At 71.5% G+C, this 17,515-nt stretch carries 13 protein-coding genes; 3 read left to right on the top strand and 10 right to left on the bottom strand.

All coding sequences use genetic code 11. From position 1 onward, the window contains the following. Positions 1 to 9: 9 nt before the first annotated feature. Together JNK30_RS08345 and JNK30_RS08340 are read right to left on the bottom strand one after the other, a co-directional pair. Complete coding sequence (locus JNK30_RS08345) at positions 10 to 753, bottom strand: glutathione binding-like protein (RefSeq protein WP_293481605.1); 744 nt, start codon at positions 751 to 753, stop codon at positions 10 to 12. 188 nt (positions 754 to 941) lie between these two features. Beyond that, the gene (locus JNK30_RS08340; RefSeq protein WP_293481604.1) at positions 942 to 1,349 is read right to left on the bottom strand and encodes a DUF4440 domain-containing protein; all 408 of its coding nucleotides are present in this window, start codon (positions 1,347 to 1,349) and stop codon (positions 942 to 944) included. A gap of 105 nt (positions 1,350 to 1,454) precedes the next feature. Here JNK30_RS08340 and JNK30_RS08335 point away from each other — a divergent pair, with 105 nt between their 5' ends. The 3 genes from JNK30_RS08335 to JNK30_RS08325 all read left to right on the top strand — a co-directional run bounded on the left by JNK30_RS08335 (position 1,455) and on the right by JNK30_RS08325 (position 6,434). After that, entirely contained in the window at positions 1,455 to 2,084 is a 630-nt protein-coding gene (locus JNK30_RS08335; protein ID WP_293481603.1) for a TetR/AcrR family transcriptional regulator, read from the top strand. A gap of 79 nt (positions 2,085 to 2,163) precedes the next feature. After that, positions 2,164 to 3,285, top strand: a complete 1,122-nt coding sequence (locus JNK30_RS08330; RefSeq protein ID WP_293481602.1) for an efflux RND transporter periplasmic adaptor subunit — start codon at positions 2,164 to 2,166, stop codon at positions 3,283 to 3,285. Then, positions 3,285 to 6,434, top strand: coding sequence for an efflux RND transporter permease subunit (locus JNK30_RS08325; protein WP_293481601.1), 3,150 nt, complete (start codon positions 3,285 to 3,287; stop codon positions 6,432 to 6,434). Before JNK30_RS08330 ends, JNK30_RS08325 begins: the two co-directional genes overlap by 1 nt. Positions 6,435 to 6,473: 39 nt before the next feature. Here the strand turns inward: JNK30_RS08325 and JNK30_RS08320 are convergent, their stop codons facing one another. From JNK30_RS08320 to JNK30_RS08285, 8 genes are all read right to left on the bottom strand, one after another. Continuing rightward, positions 6,474 to 7,238: a S8 family serine peptidase gene (locus tag JNK30_RS08320; protein ID WP_293481600.1), complete on the bottom strand. Its 765-nt coding sequence runs from the start codon at positions 7,236 to 7,238 to the stop codon at positions 6,474 to 6,476. Further along, the gene (locus tag JNK30_RS08315) at positions 7,231 to 8,970 is read right to left on the bottom strand and encodes an ABC transporter ATP-binding protein (protein ID WP_293481599.1); all 1,740 of its coding nucleotides are present in this window, start codon (positions 8,968 to 8,970) and stop codon (positions 7,231 to 7,233) included. The genes JNK30_RS08320 and JNK30_RS08315 overlap by 8 nt, the downstream gene beginning before the upstream one ends. Then, positions 8,967 to 10,016, bottom strand: coding sequence for a hypothetical protein (locus JNK30_RS08310; protein ID WP_293481598.1), 1,050 nt, complete (start codon positions 10,014 to 10,016; stop codon positions 8,967 to 8,969). The genes JNK30_RS08315 and JNK30_RS08310 overlap by 4 nt, the downstream gene beginning before the upstream one ends. Before the next feature lie 7 nt (positions 10,017 to 10,023). Beyond that, a complete protein-coding gene (locus JNK30_RS08305; RefSeq protein ID WP_293481597.1) occupies positions 10,024 to 11,121 on the bottom strand; it encodes a hypothetical protein in 1,098 nt (365 codons plus the stop codon). A gap of 35 nt (positions 11,122 to 11,156) precedes the next feature. Then, positions 11,157 to 11,501, bottom strand: coding sequence for a quinohemoprotein amine dehydrogenase subunit gamma (gene qhpC, locus JNK30_RS08300; RefSeq protein WP_293481596.1), 345 nt, complete (start codon positions 11,499 to 11,501; stop codon positions 11,157 to 11,159). Then, entirely contained in the window at positions 11,498 to 12,961 is a 1,464-nt protein-coding gene (peaB, locus tag JNK30_RS08295) for a quinohemoprotein amine dehydrogenase maturation protein (RefSeq protein ID WP_293481595.1), read from the bottom strand. The genes qhpC and peaB overlap by 4 nt, the downstream gene beginning before the upstream one ends. Further along, positions 12,958 to 14,784 carry a quinohemoprotein amine dehydrogenase subunit alpha gene (peaA, locus tag JNK30_RS08290; protein ID WP_293481594.1) on the bottom strand — a complete coding sequence of 609 codons (1,827 nt, stop codon included), beginning with the start codon at positions 14,782 to 14,784 and terminating at the stop codon, positions 12,958 to 12,960. The genes peaB and peaA overlap by 4 nt, the downstream gene beginning before the upstream one ends. Positions 14,785 to 15,027: 243 nt before the next feature. Further along, positions 15,028 to 17,100, bottom strand: coding sequence for a tetratricopeptide repeat-containing sulfotransferase family protein (locus tag JNK30_RS08285; protein ID WP_293481593.1), 2,073 nt, complete (start codon positions 17,098 to 17,100; stop codon positions 15,028 to 15,030). Positions 17,101 to 17,515 lie beyond the last annotated feature (415 nt).

Raw genomic sequence — 17,515 nt, 5'->3', positions numbered from 1 at the left:
AAGTAGGCCTCACCCCTTCCTGAAGAAGGCGTGGAAGTTCTCGCCGAAGCTGTTGGTCCAGCGTTCCGGCGGGATCCGCACATGGTCGGCGCGCAGCATGTGCGGGGCCAGCGTCTCGGCGTCCACGCGCCGGACGGCGGGTCGCGCGCGGACCGCCTGGAACCACCGCTCCAGGTTCTCGAACGCCTCGCGCGGCTTCTCGAGCTGCATGTTCCAGGTGAGGTTGATCCAGGGCCAGCAGGCCATGTCGGCGATGGTGTAGTCGTCGCCCGCGATGTAGGGCCGGTCCCGCAGCTCGCGGTCCATGACGTACATCAGCCGCTCGGCCTCGAGCCGGAAGCGCTGGCGGGCGTAGGGGTCGATCGGCTCGGGCGCGTAGCGGGTGAAGTGGTGCGCCTGGCCGTGGTAGGGGCCCAGGCTGGCGATCTGCCAGGCCAGCCACTGCAGGGTGGCGTAGCGGCCCTTGGGATCCGTCGGCAGGAAGCGCCCCGTCTTGTCGGCGAGGTACTGGAGGCAGGCGGCCGACTCCCAGACCACCAGGCTCTCGCCCCCGCCGATGGGATCGTGGTCCACGATCACGGGAAGGCGCCCGTTGGGGTTCAGGGCCCGGAACTCCTCCGTCAGCAGGTCGCCGCGGCCCATGTCGTAGGGCACGGTGCGGTACGCCAGGCCGACCTCCTCGAGCATGATCGCGACCTTCCGCGGATTGGGTCCGTTGGCGTAGTGCAGGTCGATCATCGGCAGCTTCCCCATCGCGCGACCCGAGACCCTACCGCGCCGCACCGCGCGGAAGCCAAGGGCTGCAGGCGGAGACGCCCTCAGCGACGTCGCCAACCGTTCTGCATGAGGCTGCGCCTCGGGACGCCAGGCGCGGGCTCGGCTCATGCGGATCAGCCGCTTGGCTGCCCGCGCCAGGGGCCGGCCTCACCATGGAAGACCGATCACCGCGGCGTGGTGATCGGATCGGCATGTCGATGAACGAGCTTCCACGCATCGCCTTCCGACCGATAGACGCTGGTCACGCGAAGAGCCGTCCTCGAGGGCGCCTCGGCGCCGGCGGACAGCCGCTCGGCGTGTTCCACTTCGACCACGACCGCGAGTTCGTCAGTCGCGTACGTTGCGATGTGATCGGCATCGAGCGCCCGGCCGCCGCCCATGCGGGCTGCGGCGCTCACGAGCGCAGCTTCCACGTTCGCGCGCCCTCTGGCGAAGGGACCGAACGGATTGCCCCAGGTCACGTCGTCGCGATCCGAGAGCAGCGCGACGTAGCCCGAGCTGTCGCCCTTCACCATCGCGTCCAGCGCGGCGTGGTTCAGAGCCACGGCCCGTGTGAGCGCGGGTGCGGTCATTTCGTACTCCCCAGGAAGGTCCAATTGGCGCAGAAGCTTCAGGTCCGTGGTTGGCGATACAGGCCGACTGGGTCAGATTATGCGCGGCGGTGACGAAACGCTAGAATGATCACAACCGACAAGAAAGCCCTGGAAGCGCGCGGCCCCGAACAGCACGCCATGCGCGACCGGATCGTCGCGGCCGCCGAGGCCCGGTTCCGCCGCGAAGGCTATGGACGCACCACGGTCGCCGAGATCGCAGGCGACCTGCGCATCTCCACCGCCTATGTCTACAAGTTCTTCCCGTCGAAGACCGCCATCTGCGAGGCGGTCTGCGGCGAGGTGCTCAGCCGGATCGATGCGGAACTCTGGCGGATCGCGACCGCCGACGCCCCGCCCGTCGAACGGCTGGACCGGCTGTTTCGCGGCCTGCTGTCGGAGACCGTCGCCCTGCTCTTCAAGGAGCGGAAGCTGCACGACATGACCAAGGTCGCCATGGACCACCGATGGGCATCGGTAGAGCGTCACAAGGCAGCCATGCGGGCGACCGTCGCGCATGTGATCGAAGAGGGCCGCGCGGCAGGCGTCTTCGAGGCGGCGACTCCGCTCGAGGAGCAGACCCAGGCGGTGGCAAGCGCCATGGTCGCGTTCGCCCACCCCGCCGCCATCGAGCACGCCCTCGACGCCGGCCAGGACCTGACCGCCCAGGCCGTCTGGACGGCCCGCCTCGTCACCCGAGGTCTGATGGTGGCCTGACGGTCCGATCTTGACGTTGACAACTTGACGATAACGTCACTCGACGCCCATCATTGATCGTGGTGTCGAGGAGTTTCGCATGCGGTCGATCGAGCGGCTGGCGTTGGGTCTTGCGGTCCTTTTCCTGCTCAGCGCGTGCGGCCCCCGGACCGAGCCCCGCCCTTCGGCCCCGCTCGTCCGCGTCGCCGCGGCCGCGCCCGCCGCCGCCGGCGAGGCCGGCTACACCGGCGTGATCCGGGCCCGCTACGAGAGCGATCTGGGCTTCCGGGCGCCGGGCAAGATCAGCGTCAGGCTGGTCGATGCCGGCGATGCGGTCCGGGCCGGTCAGGTTCTCGCCAGGCTCGATCCGGCGGACCTCCGCCTGGGCGCGGCGGCCGCCGTCGCCCAGGTGGCGGCCGCCGAGCGATCGGCCGCGGCCGCCCGCGCCGAGGCCATCCGCCTCCAGGCTGACGAGGCTCGCTTCCGCAAGCTGAACGCGCAGGGGTTCGCGTCGGGCCAGCGCTACGACCAAGCCCGCGCCGCGGCGCAGGCGGCCAGTGCGAACCTGGCGGCCGCCGAGGCGCAGGTGCGCGCGGCCCAGGCGCAGGCCAGCCAGGCCGGAAATCAGGCCGCGTACACCGCGCTGATCGCGGACTCCGACGGGATCGTGATGCGCGTCCTCGCCGAACCGGGCCAGGTCGTGGCCGCCGGTCAGCCCATCGTCCGGCTCGCGCGCGATGGGGCTCGGGAAGCCGTGATCGCGGTGCCTGAGACGGCGCGCGCCGCCCTTCCCAGGACGGCGACGGCTGAGCTCTACGGCGGGAACGGTCGCCCCATGTCCGCCACTCTGCGGGAGCTGTCGGCCGCCGCCGATCCGGTCACGCGCACGTTCGAGGCGCGGTATGCACTGGCGGCGGAGCCGGGCAGCGTCCCGCTTGGGGCCACAGTCACCGTGCTGACGCGCCCCGCGGGCGCGGGAGGCGGGCTGAGCGTACCGATCGGCGCCTTGCATGACTCGGGCTCGGGGCCGGGCGTCTGGCTGGTCGATCCCCGAAGCAGCCGCGTGACCTATCGCAAGGTGACCGTTCGTTCGCTGGGCGAAGAGACGGCGGTCCTGGCGGGCGGGCTGCGGCCGGGCGACCGGGTGGTGTCGCTGGGCGTCCACCTGCTGAGGCCGGGCCAGGTCGTTCGCCCGATGACGGCCCAGACGGCGTCACGCTGATGCAGATCCCCAACCTGTCGGCGTTCGCCGTTCGCGAGCGGGCGGTCACCCTGTTCCTCATCATCGCGGTGGCCGCCGCCGGGCTGTTCGCGTTCCAGCGGCTGGGGCGGGCGGAGGACCCGAGCTTCACCGTCAAGGTCATGACAGTCGCCGTGGCCTGGCCGGGCGCGACGGCGGCGGAAATGCAGGAACAGGTCGCCGACAAGCTGGAAAAGCGTCTTCAGGAGGTGGCCTACTTCGACCGGGTCGAGACCACCTCCCGTCCTGGGCAGGTGGCGATGGTGATCAGCTTCAAGGACACCACGCCGCCCAAGCTGGCGCCCGAGCTGTTCTATCAGGTCCGCAAGAAGCTGAGCGACGAGGCGTCGAACCTCCCGCGGGGCGTGATCGGCCCGTTCTTCAACGACGAGTTCTCCGACGTCTACTTCACGCTCTATGCGATGGAGGCGCGGGGCTTGCCGCACCGGGATCTCGTGCGCGAGGCGGAGGCGGTCCGCCAGCGTCTGCTTGCCGTGCCGGGGGTCCAGAAGGTGCGCATCCTGGGCGAACAGCCGCAGCGCATCTACGTCGAGTTCTCCCACACGCGGCTCGCCACCCTCGGCCTGAGCGGACAACAGGTCGCCAATGCGCTTTCCAGCCAGAACACGGTGGCGGCGGCCGGCTTCGTGGAGACGGACGGACCGCGGGTCCACATGCGGCTCGACGGGGAGTTCGACAGCCTGGAGACCCTTCGCGAGACGCCGGTGGCGGCGGTCGGCGATCGCACATTGCGGCTCCGCGACGTCGCCGAGGTGCGCCGCGGCTACGAAGACCCTCCGAGCTACCGCATCCGGAACGCCGGCGAACCCGCGCTGCTCATCGGCGTGGTGATGCAACCGCGCTGGAACGGCCTGCGCCTCGGCGAGGCGCTCGCGGCGGAGGAGCGGGCCATCCACGACAGCCTGCCGCTCGGCCTCGAGCTGCACAAGATCGCGGACCAGGCGCGGAACATCGCCAACAGCTACGACGAGTTCATGCTGAAGTTCGCCGTGGCGCTGGGCGTCGTCATGGCTGTCAGTTTCGCCACCCTCGGCCTTCGTGTCGGACTGGTCGTCGCCGCCGCCGTCCCGCTGACGCTGGCGGTGGTCTTCGTGATCATGCTGGCCACCGGCCGCAACTTCGACCGGATCACGCTCGGAGCGCTGATCCTCTCGCTGGGCCTCCTTGTCGACGACGCCATCATCGCCATCGAGATGATGGTGGTGAAGATGGAGGAAGGGCTCGACCGCATTTCGGCGGCCACCTTCTCCTGGACCGCCACCGCCGCCCCGATGCTGACCGGCACGCTGGTCACGATCATCGGCTTCATCCCGATCGGCTTCGCCCAGTCGAGCGCGGGCGAATACGCCGGCAACATCTTCTGGATCGTCGCCTTCGCCCTCCTGGCCAGCTGGCTGGTGGCGGTGCTGTTCACGCCGTACCTCGGCGTCAAGCTGCTGCCCGCAATCCCGGCCCGGCCGGGCGGGCATGACGCCATCTACGCCACAGATCGGTACGAGCGGCTTCGTCGCCTGATCCGCGCCTGCATCGATCGGCGCAGGACCGTGATCGGCCTGACAGTGGCCGCCTTCGCGCTGTCGGTGGCTGCGATGGGCGTCGTGAAGAAGCAGTTCTTCCCGTCCTCGGATCGCCCCGAGGTCCTCATCGAGGTCGCCCTGCCGCAGGGATCGTCCTTCCGGGCCACAGAGGCGACCATCGCCCGCCTCGAAGCCGACCTGCGGCGTGAGCCGGAAGCCGAGATCGTCACGAGCTACATCGGCGCCGGCGCCGCCCGCTTCTTCCTGTCGCTCAATCCCGAGCAGCCCGACCCGGCCTTCGGCAAGATCGTGATCCGGACTCCGGACGCCAAGGCGCGCGCCGCGCTCTCCGCCAAGGTGGCTCGCTGGGTCGAGGCGGGCCGCTATCTGGAGGCGCGGATTCGCGTCGATCGACTGCTCTTCGGCCCTCCCGTGCCATATCCCGTGGTCTTCCGCGTGGTCGGGACCGACCTTGCGGTCATGCGCCGGACCGCGACGGCGGTTCGCGACGTCCTCCAGGCGGCGCCCGAACTCAAGGGAGCGCACCTGGAATGGGGCGAGCGGGCGCCGGTCCAACGGCTGGCGTTCGACCAGGCGCGGCTGCGGCTGATCGGACTCACGCCCCAGGACGCCGCCAACCAGCTGCAGACGCTCCTGACCGGCGTCACGGTCACCCAGGTGCGCGAGGGAATCCGCACGGTGGACGTCGTGGCGCGCGCCGTGGACGCCGAGCGGGCGAGCCTGGACCGCCTGGGCGACCTGACCCTCACCACGCGCGACGGGCGCAGCGTGGCGCTGGCGCAGGTGGCGCGCCTGGTCCCGGCTGCGGAAGAACCCGTCCTCAAGCGGCGCAATCGCGAGCTCTACATCGCCGTGCGCGCCGATGTGGCCGAGGGCATTCAACCCCCTGACGCGACCGCCGCAGTGCTGCCGCGCCTCGCGACGCTCAAGGCCAGTCTGCCGCCTGGCGTTCGCATCGACACAGGCGGCTCGGTCGAGGAAAGCGGCAAGGCGAACGCGGCGCTCGCCGCCATCTTCCCCATCATGATCACCCTGATGCTGGCCGTGATCATGGCCCAGGTGCGAAGCTTTCCGGCCATGTTCATGGTGTTCCTGACAGCGCCCCTCGGCCTCGTCGGCGCCGCCCCCACGTTGCTGCTGTTCAACCAGCCCTTCGGCTTCAACGCCATCCTGGGGCTGATCGGTTTGGCGGGCATCCTGATGCGCAACACGCTGATCCTGGTGGACCAGATCCGGCGCGATCAGGCCGCGGGCCTGTCGGACTACGACGCGATCGTCGAAGCCACGGTGCGCCGGGCGCGCCCCGTGATACTCACGGCGCTCGCCGCCATGCTGGCGTTCATCCCCCTGACACTGTCCAGTTTCTGGGGGCCGCTCGCCTACACCCTGATTGGCGGTGTGCTGATCGGCACAGTCCTGACGCTCCTGTTCCTGCCGGCGCTCTATGCCGCCTGGTTCCGGGTGCGCCGCCCCGGAGAGCCGGGCGCGGCCAGGACAGGCTTTCCGGCCTCGCTCCTCCGAAGAGGAAGCTTCGGCCGTTCGAGGGGCGAGGGGCGATCGGCTTCGGCCTGACGTCGGACGGCTCGCCGCCACAGGCGGGCCACGACCGTTCTAGCTCGTCGGGCTTCGCGCCCAGAGGCGGTCGTGCAGCGCGCGCACGCGCGCCGGGCCCCGCTCGGCGTCGCCGAGGCCTTCGCAGGCGCGGGCGGCGAAGCCGCTGACCTGGGCGACGGCGAAGCTGACGCCGTAGAGGTTGCGGGACGGCGCAACGCCCGGGATCGGGCGCGGATAGCCGGAGGCTACGACGAGCGCCCGGCCGTCGCGGCGCCGCACCTCGTAGACCTCGCGCGGGCAGTCCCAGTCGACGTCGACGCCGACCACGCCGTCCAGCGCGCCCGGATAGCACGGCGCGCCGTTGGCCTGCGCCGCGGCCACGACGACCGCGCCCGCGGCCGCGGCCTCGTCGACGACGGCGGCGAACGCGTCGGCGTGCGCCGGGTTGAGCGAGCCGAGGCTGAGGTTGATGACGTCCGCCCGGGCCGCGACGGACCACCGGATGGCGGCGATCAGTCCGGCGGCGCTGGTCTTCAGGGCGCCGCGGAAGACGCGGACGGGCAGGCAGACCGCGTCCGGCGCCTTCTCCTGGATCGCGGCCGTCACCGCCGTGCCGTGACCCAGCCCGTCCAGCCAGACATCCTCGCCCTCGACCACGCCGCCGTCGGGCAGGACCATCACGCCCGGACCCAGCCGGCCCGCCGCGATGTGGCCGTGGCCCGGGTGGACGCCGCTGTCGATCACCGCGACGACGACGCCGCGGCCCGTGAGGCCGGCCTGCGCCGCCGGGGCGAGCGCCGTCGAGGCGTCCGGCTCACGCATCCAGGAGGTCCGGCGCGCGCCGCACCGTGGCGCGACCCTCGTCCAGGATCACCACCGTGTCGGCCATCTGGGCCAGCGCCGGCTTGTGGGTGATCACGACGATCGTGGCGTCCGGCAGGGCCTCGCGCAGGCCGCGGGCCACCAGCCGCTCGGTGTCGCCGTCCAGCGCCGAGGTCGGCTCGTCCAGGATCAGCACGCTGGGCCGCCTCAGCAGCGCGCGCGCCAGGGCCACCCGCTGCCGCTCGCCCGCGGAGAGCGCCAGCCCGCGTTCGCCGGTCGGCGTCGCCAGGCCCTCGGGCAGCCGGGCCAGGAGCTCGCCGAGGCCCGCCATCCGGGCGGCGGCTTCGACCTCGCCCGCGCTCGCGCCGGGCATGGCGAAGGCGATGTTGTCGGCGATGGTGGCGTTGAAGAGATAGGGGGACTGGTCGACCAGGATCAGCTGCCGGCGCAGGTCGGCCAGCCTGAGGTCGCGGATGTCGACGCCGTCGATGAGGATGCGGCCGGCCTTCGGGTCCTGGTAGCGCACCATCAGGTCGGCCAGGGTGGACTTGCCCACGCCGCTGGGCCCCAGGATGGCGCAGATGCTGCCGCGGGCGATCTCCAGGTCGACGTCCACCAGCACCGGCGCCCGATCGTAGCGCATGCAGACGCCCTCGAAGCGCAGCCCCTGCCTCACGCCGCCCAGCGGCGCGGCGCCCGGCCGCTCGGTCACGTCGGCGGGCGTGTCGAACAGCTCGAAGATCCGCGCCAGGGACACCCGGGCCGACGCCAGCCCGGCGGTCAGGCCCATCAGCGTCTGGATCGGCGAGAACAGCCGCCCCTGGTAGGTGATGAAGGCGACCAGCGTGCCGATCGTCATGCGGCCCTCGATGATCGCGTAGCCCCCGTAGAGGATGACGGCCGAGGTCGAGGCGGTCAGCAGAGCGCCCGGCAGCGCGCCGGCCATGAACGACGTCAGCTGCATGCGCAGCATGGCCCGGACGAAGGCGTTGTTGCGGCTCTCGAAGCGGCGCACCTCGTGCTCGCCGGCGTCCAGCGAGGCGACCACCCGCATGCCCATCACGGTATCGACGAGCAGGCTGCCGAGGTCCGCGCCGCGCTCGCGCATCTCGCGGGTGATGAGCGTCAGCTTGCGCTGGTAGTGCAGGAAGATCGCCACGCACGCCGGGATCAGCACGACGCCGATCAGGAAGAGCCGCCAGTCCAGCCAGATCATCAGGGCGACGCTGCCGACCAGCATCAGCACGTTGGACAGCACCGACAGCAGCGTGTCGGCGGTGACGCGCTGGACGTCGCTGACGTCGCTGTTGAGGCGCGACATCAGGTCGCCCAGGCGGAAGCCGCCGTAGAAGCGCGGGGACAGGGTCTGCAGGTGGCGCAGCAGCGCGGCGCGGATGTCGAACAGCATCGCCGCGGACGCCGAGACGTAGCGGTAGCTGGCGAAGATGTTGAGCCCGTAGCCCACGATGGCCACCGCGACCATCGCCAGCGCGATCTCGACCAGCGCCGTCATGTCCCGGCGCAGGAGCGCGTGGTCGATCATCAGCTTGGAAAGGTACGGCTGCGCCAGGTTGAGCGCCGTCCCTCCGAGGCTGACCACCAGGACGACCAGCAGCGGCCGCAGGTAGGGCCGCAGGAACGGGAGCAGCCGGCCGTAGCTGCGCCAGCTGGCCACGGACGGCTCGCCGGCCGGCGCCGGGTCCGCCGGCGGCGGAGGCAGGGGCCGGTTCACGCGGCCGCCTCCCGCGCCACGAGGCGCAGGCCGTGCAGTTCGAAGCGGGGCTCGGGCATCCGTGCGAGGCGCGCGGTGCAGGCGTCGAACCCGGCGGCGAGGTCGGCGAGCTGGGCGCGCCACCAGTCGCCCTGGCCGCCGGTGGCGTAGAACTGCGCGCACAGGCGCAGGTGCCGGCGCATGGCGGCCACCATCATGGATTCGTAGTGCAGGCGCAGGGCGTCCGGATCGCCGCCCCCCGCGATCGCGCCGACGACGGCGCTGGCCAGGATCGCCTCGCGCACCGCCTGGGCCGTGCCGTCGCCGCAGATCGGGTCGAAGGCGATGGCCGCCGAGCCGCAGGCCAGCCAGTCCGGCCCCTGCAGCGCCGCGAGCATGCGCGGGCTGGTTTCGAACGCGCCCGACGGCTCGCCGGCCACCTCCACGCGAGGCGCGATGTGACGGCTCTGCCGGAGCGACGCCTCGATGTCGCCGCCGACCGCCAGCAGCCACCCGGACGCGGCGCCGGTGGGGATCAGGAACAGCCAGCCCGCCTCCACCGCCTCGATCCAGCAGGCGGACCGGTCGTCCGCGTGCACGAGGCCGACCCGGGCGGCGACGGCGCGCCTTCCCCCGAAGGCCAGCATCCGGCCGGACGGGAACGGCGGGGCGGCGTGGACGGACATGAAGGGCGGCGCGTCCGTCTCGTTCCCCTCGGACGGCGGCCCGCCCAGCGCCGCGTCGAGCTCGCCCTCGGACAGGACGACGCCGCCGTGCGGCAGCCGCGCCGGCTCGCCCGGCCCCCAGGCGACGACCCGATGGGTGATGCGCGGCCGGTCGGCGAACAGCTGCGGCCGCTCCAGGACGTCGCGCAGCAGCGCCAGGGCCGCGTCGCTCAGCAGGACGGCCGGGCCCGCCGCGCGCGTCCGCATCGTGCGGACCGTGTCGAAGCCGGCGCGGGCCAGCAGGTCGGCGCAGCAGCCGGCGGCCATCCCCGGGCCCTGGATCGCGACGGTCAGACCCCGCCGGTCCGCGCCCGGCGCCGTCACGCGCGCCTGTCCCGACAAGCCCCCGTCATGGCGTGATGACCATGCCCGAGATGGTCGTGTCGTGGGTGAGCTGCCAGTCGGCGACGGGCCGGAGGCTCTTGGCGTCGTAGACCGCGACGTCGAAGCCGGCGCCGTAGATGTAGAGGCGCTCGCCGTTCCCCGACATGCCGAAATAGAACCGCCGCCGACACTCGAACTCGGCCTTGTCGAGCGCCTTGTTCTTTTCCAGGTCGAAGCGCCAGAACTCGCAGCGCTGGTTGCCCAGGTCGCCGTTCACGGCGACGGTGTAGCCGCTCTTGCCGTCGGGGGTGACCTCCAGCCCGGCCAGGGCCTTGGGCGACGGCCCGATCGGCGTGAAGCTGAACTGGCGCGTGTCCAGGTCCAGCCGCGCGATCCCGAAGACCTTGTTCTGGATGTACGGGTCCTGCGTCTCGAACAGCGAGACGAACTGACCCGGGGTCTGCAGCCGCCCGACCCCGCCGCCCAGGCTGACGTCCTGCATGCCGGGGAAATCGGGCTTGGAGAGGTCGAAGTGGTCGACGGTCTTGAGGTCGGCCGTGTTGACCACGATCACCTTGTCGCGGAACGCGTAGAGCGTCTTGCCGTCGGGCGAGAGCATGAGCTGGCCGCGGTAGGTGAACTTCTGGTCGTCGGCGTCCAGCTCGGCGCTGCGGACGACCTTCTTCTCCTGAAGGTCGACCACCATGAACTGCTGCTTGCTGATCCGGTACGAGTCGACGCCTTTCTCGATCTTCGTGCCCAGGATGTAGAAGTGGCGCCCGCTCCGGTCCGGCACGCCGCCGCTGAAGCGATAGGTCGTGGTGGGCGTGTTCAGGCTTAGCTTGTTGATGATCTTGCGCGTGGCGAGATCCATCACCTCGATGCCGCTGGTGGTCAGCGTCGTCGCGTAGAGCAGCTTGCCGTCGTCCGAGAGCCGCATGCTCGTCGGCAGGCCGGTCTTGAGGTCGATCTCCTGGGTGACCGACCCCTTGGCCTCGTCGATGACCATGAGGTGGTTGGGGTAGCCGCCCAGGAACATGGTCCCCGCCTGCGCGGCGCCGAGCGCGGCGGCCGACCAAAGGGCGGCCGCGCCTAGGGCAAGTTTGGGCCAGTACGTCCTCATGCGACGGGCTCTTCCTCGGAGAGTGAAACGGGGCGTCACGGGAAGACCAGGTCCAGCTTGCGCCAGTCCTTGGTCGCGATGGCGCAGTTGCTGGCCCAGTCGGGCGAGTAGTTCACGTGGTCCGGCACCTGGACCGGCCAGAAGCAGGTGACGTAGCAGTCGTAGATGTCCCGCTCGACGGGCTGGCAGAGGCCCGCCGTGCCGCCGCCGGCGTCGACTTCCCACCCGGGCGAGAACGACAGCGCGCAGCCCATCGGCACGTGCGGCTTGGGGGGCGGCGGCGGCTGCTGCTGCTGCAGGGCCACGACGTCCTCCTCGATCATCGAGGCCGCCTGGTCGATCCGCTCCGCCTTCCGATTGATCGGCCGAAGATGCTTCATGACAGGGCCTTCCGTTCAGCGAAGTGTTCGAGGAACTGGGGGTTCTGCGCGGCGACCGCGCCGTAGATGCGCAGGCAGGTGTCGGTCCACTGCCGGATCCAGTCGCAGTAGTGGAGGTTGGCGTGGCCCGTGTCGCCGTAGCGGACGAAGGCCTCGTGGTGGCAGCCGCCGGCGCACAGCGGCCGCGCCCAGCAGGTCGCGCACTCGTACTTGGCGCTGACGTGGCCGCGGGCCAGGAAGTCCTCGCGCTTGGCGGCGTCGACGCCGCTGGAGACGTGGCCCAGGGTGTGGGTGTCAGCGTCGGTGAACCGGTGGCAGGGCGACAGGTCGCCCGACGGGCTCACGCCCAGGAGGCCCAGGCCCGCGCCGCACGGATGCGACTTGTTCACGCCCTGGATCAGCTCGCCGATCGTCTCGCTGACGTTCGAGAAGCCATGGCGCCGGCCGCGCAGCGCGTAGGCCAGCCACTCGTCGGCGAGCTGGTTGAACTGGTCCAGCACGCTGTCCATGTCGGGGTCGGCGATCGCATAGGCCTGGTCGCCGTTGCTGGTGACGGGCGCGAAGCCGACCTCGTCGAAACCCAGGTCGTCCTTCAGGTGGCGGTAGATCCGCACCACGTCGGTGACGCCGTCGGTCAGGGTGACGCGGGCGGTGATGGCGCGGCTCTTGTGCCGGGCGATCAGCTTGCGCAGCTTCGGCTCGATGATGCGGTAGGTGCCGCGGCCGCGCTTGTCGACGCGGCGCAGGTCCTGCAGGTCGGGCGGCCCGTCCATGCTGACCGTCACGCCGATCTCGTTGTCGGCCAGGAACGCGATGATCTCGTCGGTCAGCAGGGTGGCGTTGGTGGTGAGGCTGAAGCCGATGCCGCGGCCCTGGGCGGCGGCCTGCTCACGGGCGTACTCCACCACGCTCCGCAGCAGCTTGAAGTTCATCAGCGTCTCGCCGCCGAAGAACGTGATGTGCACGGCCTGGCGGCCCGCCGACTGCGCCAGGAGGAAGTCGACCGACGCGGTCGCCGTCTCCAGCGTCATGTACTTGGGCTTGCCCTCGGGCGTGGCGATCTTGTCGGCGCCGAACTCGTAGCAGTAGGTGCAGGCCAGGTTGCACTGGTTGGTGATGTTGAGCACCAGCGCCTGCAGCGGGAAGTCGGCCGGCGGGCTGGTGGGCTGGGCCGAAACCGGCGTCACCGCGTCGGAGACGATGCCGCGCACGTACCGCAGCTCGGCGATCAGCTCCTCGGCGTCGCTGCGCGCGTGGCCGTGCTCGACCAGCGCCGCGACGAGCTCGCCGTGGGACATCTCCCGCTCGCCGAGCTGGCGCAGCACCGCGCAGGCCCCGTCGTCGAGCGCGAAGATCGCGCCCGCGGAGACCAGGTAGACGAACGCCTGGCCGGCCGCCTGGAACTCGTGCAGCTCGCCGCGGCGATAGCGGGTCGCCGCCATGGAGGTCATGGTGGTCATCGGGTGATCTCCGCCTGGTCCCAGCGCCGGTAGGTGGGCACGGTGACCACGAGGTAGGCCTTGCCGACGAGCGGCTTGCCGAACCTGTCCTTCGCGTCCCTGGCGGTCGCGACGACCCAGACCTCACCGTAGTTGTTCCGGCTGAACCGGCGCTTGGGGTTGGGGCCCTCGGTGGACGGCGTGAACAGGGCCGACGAGCTCAGCGCGCCGACGTAGCTCGTGTCGTCGTCATAGGTGACGGTGTGGAACTCCTCGAGGCTCCAGGTCACCGGAACCGGCCCGATCGCGACGTCGTCGTCGGTCCTCGGCTTGCCGTCCGGGCCGTTGGCGTAGCCGGTGACCTCGAACTGCTCGTAGCCCTTGTCGTACTTGAGGCCGCCCAGGCGGGCGAGCCCGGTCTCGGGCGTGACCTTCAGGTAGTCGACCTTGTCGTAGACCGGCAGCGCCTTGACCAGGACCGAGCCCTTGACGGCGACGTCCCGCTGACCCGGCAGCGCCTTGTCGGCCACGTCCGCGGTCACGACCAGTTCGCCCGGGCTCGCCGAGACGACCTTCGTCACGGTGACGCCGGCCCCCAGGTCGACATCCCGCGGCGTCACGGTCTTGGGCAGCGCGTCGCCATAGATGCGCACGGTCACGCCCTTGGCGCCGGCCTTCAGGGCCGCGGGCGAGACGGCGGCCACGGTCGGGTCGGCCGATGCCCGGGTCAGGGTCACGTTGAAGCCGAACTCGTGATAGGCGCCCCAGAACCAGCGGCCCTGCGCCAGCTTCATGTCCGGCGAGAACCACATCACCTCGCGGTCGGCGCCCTTGGGATCGTCGGGCTGGCTGGCCGAGCCGCCGTCGGCGCTGCCGCGCCAGCTGTAGCCGCCGTACATGACCCCCTGGCCCTTGCGGGTGATCTGCGCGCCGGTCTCCAGCGAGCGCAGGCTGGCGGTGGTGACGAAGCGGTCCGGGTCCGGGCCGGGGCTGATGGTCATCTCGCCGAGGTAGCGGCCCTTGCCGGGCAGCGTGGCCGAGACGAGCCACCGGCCTTCCAGGCGCGCCGGCCGGATGCGCGGCTTCCAGGCAGCCCACTCCGGCGTGTGCAGCGGCGCCTTCTCGGCCAGCCAGTTCAGCGCGACCTGGCCCGGGAGCAGCGGCTTGCCGTCGGGGCCGGGCGGCCCGGGCGGGGCGCCCTGCGGGGGGCGGCTGTACTGCGCATCGGCCTGGGAATAGAGCGCCACGTGCATGTTCTGCAGCAGCGCCCACTCGCGCTTGCTGCGCCGCGACGACAGCGGCTGCGCGAAGGCGTGGCAGGCGGCGCAGGCGTGCCGCATCGTCTCGTTGGGGATGTTCGTCTCGTCCTGGATCCGCCGCTCGACCAGGTACATGACCGGCTTGGCCTCCTCGGGCGCGAGCCCGTGGTAAGCGCCGAGGTACTGGACGATCCGGCGCGCCTCTTCCGGCTGGACCGGCGCGCCGTGCAGCTTGACCATGCGCTTGATGGTCTGCGCCCAGAGCTCGGGCGTGGCGCGCACCCAGGAGATCCGCGACAGGTTGCCCTTGGCGTCGGGCGCATGGCACGTGCCGCACTTGCTGGTGGTCAGCGGGTCGGTGACCGGAATGCCCGGATCGGTCTCGGTCCAGTCGACGGGGTCCGGGCCGAGCGGCTTGCCGCCCGTGACCTGCGCCCCGACCACCGTGGCCGAGAAGACGCCCGCCAGCGCCAGCGCCAGCGGCCACGCGCGCCGGCGGAGCGGACTTGCCGTCCGCGCCGGCGAACGTCCCGGATCGTCCTGGCCGCCCTCCGGCGCGCCGACACCGCTCTGCGGGACGCTCATCTCGAAATGACCCCCTTAGCCAGTCCGGGAGGGTCCCCTCGACCTCCCGCACGACAAGCGGGGCGGCCAGGGCGGGTCTCGGTCAAGCGGCTTTCAGCGGGACCCGGCCCGGCAAGCTTGACTGCAGCGCAAACTGCCTAAGAAGCGGCAGCAGACCGCGACGCGGCGCCTAATTCTTCCACGCCGGACCGGCCGGCGGCGCGCCGAATCCGGACTCGGAATGGGGGCCTGCCGGCGCCGCGGTCAGCCCGGATCCGCAGCCGCGCCAGGCGCCAGCCACGCCGCCCAGTCGGCCGGCGGATCGGGGTAGGCCGGCACGACCGGACCCAGCGCCTCGACGAGCGGTTCGAGCCAGGGCTCGAAGTTCTTCCAGTGCTCGACCCCGTCGGTGAAGATCGGCCGGCGCACCTGCTCGGAGCTCGCGGTGCGGACCGCGCGGTCGTTGTTGTGGAACTCCAGGCACCCGGGTTCGAACGGCAGCCCCAGCGCGTCAAGCAGCCGCCGCACCTGCGCCTCGGTGTCGGCCACCATGTGCTCGTAGATCACCCGGTGAACGGCCCCAGGCGCGGCCTCGTCGTAGGCGGCCATCAGCGCCACGTAGTCGCGATAGTACCGGCCGATCTCCGCGAGGTCGTACGAGAACGCCTGCCCACGCGCGAAGTGCTGCTTCCAGCCCGAGACGCAGCAGCCCAGCGGATGGCGCCGGGCGTCGACGATGCTCGCGTTGGGGAGGATCAGCTTGATGAGCGCGACGTGCTGCCAGTTGTTCGGCATCTTGTCGACGAACCGCGGCCGGCCGCTCTGCCGGTGCACCCGCGTGCGCTCGATGTATTCCTCGCCCAGCCGCGCCCGGTCGGCGGGCGACAGCGAGGCGACCATCGCGCGGAAGTCCGGGAACTCGCCCTGGTCCACCCGCGACTGCAGGCGCCCGGCGATCATCATCATCTCGGGCAGCTCCATCGTGCCTTCCACCTGGCTGTGGCTGGCGAGAATCTGCTCCACCAGAGTCGAGCCCGAGCGCGGCAGGCCGACGATGAAGATCGGGTCGGGCGCCGGGCATCCGCCGGGCCCCATCCGGGCGAGGAACGGCCGGGTGATCGCCTGCGCCGCGTCGCGCACCTCGGCGGCCAGGCCGTCCGGGTCGTGCAGCACCATCGTGCGCCGCAGCCGGTTGCCCAGGTCGTAGTGGCGGAACGCGGCGGCGTAGTCCCGGGCGTCCTCCCGCGCCTTGGCCAGCGAGAAGTGCAGGTGGAAGACGTCCTCCTTGCGCTCGGCCGCCACCGGGGCCAGCGACGCCAGCGCCGCCTCCATCGCCGCGGCGTCCGCCGCGTCCAGCTTCACCGTCTTGAGGTTCGCCAGGCTCCACCAGGCTTCGCCCATCGTCGGCTGCCGGGCCACCGCCTCGCGATAGGCGCGGATCGCATCCGCCTGCCGGCCCAGGGTCTTCAGCACGTGGCCGAGGTTCTGCCACACCTGCGGCTGGTCCGGCTGCTGCGCCAGCAGGCGCTCGTAGATGTCCCCGGCCTCGGCCTGGCGCCCCAGCCGCACCAGCACCGAGGCCATGAGCAGATCGTGGGCCGGGCTGCGGATCGGCGACCCGGCCAGCGCCTGGGCCTGCTCCAGCGCCTCGGGCAGGCGATTGGTCTGCATCAGCAGGCGGACCAGGAAGTCGCGGGCCAGGTCGAAGCCGGGCGCGATCTCGACCGCGCGCTCGACCCGCGCCAGGGCCTCGGTCATGTCGCCCCGCCGCCAGCTGACCTCTCCGAGGAGACGGATGGCGGGGGCATCGTCCGGCGCGCGGCCGAGCCGCTGGGTCAGGATCCTCTCGGCCTCGTCGAGGCGCCCGTCCTTCATGGCGAGGGCGGCCTGCAGCAGGTCGGGGTCGTGCGACGCGGCGTGGACCCCGGAGAGGTCGGCGCGCCACGCGTCCATGGCGCGCCCCGCCGCCCGCAGTTCCTTCGCCAGCCGGAACCAGGCGTGGGCCGCCATCGGCTGCAGGCGCGTGAGGCTCTCCAGCGCGGCGATGGCCTGCCGGCCCTGGCCCGCGTCGCTCGCCGCCCCCGCCAGTTCCCAGAGCACGGCGGGCGCTCTCGCGTGCGCGCGCGCGAGCATGTTCAAGCGCTGCAGCGCGGCTTCCGGCTGGCCCAGGCGGCGCAGGGCCTGGCAGGCGAGCAGTTCCGCCGGCGGCAGCCCCGGGGACTGCCGCAGCAGCGCTTCCGCCCGCGCCAGCGCCGCGGCCGGCTGGGTCTCGAGCAGCGCGGCGATCTCGGCCTGGATCGAAGGCGCCCTGGCGGCGGGGCCGGTCATGGCGGTCATGGCGGCGTGGTCCTCCCCGCGCTGGGCGGCGACGCGCCTCGCGGCCGCCCGGCGCATCCGGCCGTGCGGACGAGTCCCGATCAACCGCCGCCTCGTCGGCCCGGTCGGAGCGGGCCCGATGGCAAAGCTCTTGGGCGCCCGCGCACAAAATTCCGACATCTGCTTGGGCTGGGACGGTGTCGGGGCGGCGGGGACCTGGGATTCCCAGTGCAGCCCGCTTGACAGCGCGGAAACCCGCTCAGCCAATCTGAATTCAGAAATGTTCGCGGAGTGCTGCGTCCGCGAATTCTGGCGGATTCAGGTTGTGTCCTGAACATCCCGCCTCGGCGGTTGATATTCCGGAGATTTTGTCTTCGGCGACGAAAATCTGTGACTTGCTCCACCTTGGGCTTCGCCTGACGCGATTGGGGAATGC

Origin of the sequence: Phenylobacterium sp., from assembly GCF_016793225.1 — a bacterium.
Lineage (GTDB): Bacteria > Pseudomonadota > Alphaproteobacteria > Caulobacterales > Caulobacteraceae > Phenylobacterium.
Note: the sequence above shows the minus strand (reverse complement) of the source record. Positions and strands in the feature narration are given on the sequence as shown.

What these genes read in the sequence shown, in the direction of transcription:
- peaA (WP_293481594.1), bottom strand. Translation starts at nt 14,784, where the DNA reads ATGAGCGTCCCGCAGAGCGGTGTCGGCGCGCCGGAGGGCGGCCAGGAC.
- JNK30_RS08335 (WP_293481603.1), top strand. Translation starts at nt 1,455, where the DNA reads ATGATCACAACCGACAAGAAAGCCCTGGAAGCGCGCGGCCCCGAACAG.
- JNK30_RS08345 (WP_293481605.1), bottom strand. Translation starts at nt 753, where the DNA reads ATGGGGAAGCTGCCGATGATCGACCTGCACTACGCCAACGGACCCAAT.
- JNK30_RS08320 (WP_293481600.1), bottom strand. Translation starts at nt 7,238, where the DNA reads ATGCGTGAGCCGGACGCCTCGACGGCGCTCGCCCCGGCGGCGCAGGCC.
- JNK30_RS08305 (WP_293481597.1), bottom strand. Translation starts at nt 11,121, where the DNA reads ATGAGGACGTACTGGCCCAAACTTGCCCTAGGCGCGGCCGCCCTTTGG.
- qhpC (WP_293481596.1), bottom strand. Translation starts at nt 11,501, where the DNA reads ATGAAGCATCTTCGGCCGATCAATCGGAAGGCGGAGCGGATCGACCAG.
- JNK30_RS08325 (WP_293481601.1), top strand. Translation starts at nt 3,285, where the DNA reads ATGCAGATCCCCAACCTGTCGGCGTTCGCCGTTCGCGAGCGGGCGGTC.
- JNK30_RS08285 (WP_293481593.1), bottom strand. Translation starts at nt 17,100, where the DNA reads ATGACCGCCATGACCGGCCCCGCCGCCAGGGCGCCTTCGATCCAGGCC.
- JNK30_RS08340 (WP_293481604.1), bottom strand. Translation starts at nt 1,349, where the DNA reads ATGACCGCACCCGCGCTCACACGGGCCGTGGCTCTGAACCACGCCGCG.
- JNK30_RS08330 (WP_293481602.1), top strand. Translation starts at nt 2,164, where the DNA reads ATGCGGTCGATCGAGCGGCTGGCGTTGGGTCTTGCGGTCCTTTTCCTG.
- peaB (WP_293481595.1), bottom strand. Translation starts at nt 12,961, where the DNA reads ATGACCACCATGACCTCCATGGCGGCGACCCGCTATCGCCGCGGCGAG.